This is a genomic window from Ideonella sp. B508-1 (assembly GCF_000333615.1).
GTDB lineage: Bacteria > Pseudomonadota > Gammaproteobacteria > Burkholderiales > Burkholderiaceae_C > Ideonella.
Genome location: NZ_BADL01000534.1, coordinates 1 through 1,032, shown reverse-complemented (window position 1 = coordinate 1,032; position 1,032 = coordinate 1). Strand labels below are relative to the sequence as shown.

The following is a 1,032-nucleotide window of genomic DNA, read 5'->3' as shown; positions in this document are numbered from 1 at the left end:
GGCATGTGGACGCGCCCTTCGATGCCATCGTCTCGATCGAGATGTTCGAGGCGGTGGGCCGCGAATACTGGCGCGGCTACTTCGAGACCCTGCGCGCCTGCCTCAAGCCCGGCGGCCACGCCTGCATCCAGACCATCACCATCCGCGACGACCTGTTCGAGCGCTATGTGTGCTCGACCGACTTCATCCAGCAGTACATCTTCCCTGGCGGCCTGCTGCCCAGCCCCTCGGCCTTCGAGGCCGAGGCCCTGCGCGCCGGCTTCGTCGTCGAGCAGCGCCTGGCCTTCGGGCCCGACTACGCCGAGACCCTGCGCCGCTGGCGCGAGGCCTTTCTGCGCGAGATCGACACGGTGCAGCGCCTGGGCTTCGATGCCCGCTTCCAGCGCATCTGGGCCTTCTACCTGGCCTACTGCGAGGCGGCCTTCGACACCGGCAACACCGACGTCATGCAGTTCACGCTGCGCAAGCCTCTGTCATGACATCCGCCATGACATCCCCCCTGACACCGGCCCCGTCCCCGCACTGCACCCGGCGCCGGAGCCTGGCCAGGATGGCCGGCATGCTGGCCACCCTGCCCGTCACCTTGAACATCCCCATGACCGCCCTCGCCCAGACCGCCTCCCCCGCCCCGACGCCCCCGGCCGAACTCCGGCCCCTGCTGCCCACCGCCCGCCTGCTGGGCAGCGGCGTGCTGCGCTTCTTTGGCCTGCGCGTGTACGAGGCGCGGCTGTGGGTGGCGCCCGGCTTCCAGCCCGAGCGCTACGCGCAGCAGCCCTTCGGCCTGGAGCTGACCTACGACCGCAAGCTGGAGGGCGAGGCCATCGCCGAGCGCTCCATCGCCGAGATGCGCCGCGTGGGCCCCTTCAGCGAGAGCCAGGCCCAGCAGTGGCTGGCCCTGATGAAGCAGGCCTTCCCGGACGTGGCCGCGCAGGACCGGCTGCTGGGTCTGAGCGATGGCCAGGGCGAGGTGCGCTTCTTCCACAACGGCCAGCCCACCGCCCAGACCCGGGACGCCAAATACCCCGGCTGTTC

General features: G+C 70.5%; 2 protein-coding genes. Both read left to right on the top strand.

The features are described 5' to 3' along the window. Nucleotides 1-479, top strand: a 479-nt coding sequence (locus tag I73_RS20900; RefSeq protein ID WP_022982399.1) for a class I SAM-dependent methyltransferase, incomplete at its 5' end; no start/stop codon positions are given. Between the two features lie 8 nt (nucleotides 480-487). Beyond that, nucleotides 488-1,032, top strand: a 545-nt coding sequence (locus I73_RS34180; RefSeq protein WP_234409569.1) for a hypothetical protein, incomplete at its 3' end; no start/stop codon positions are given.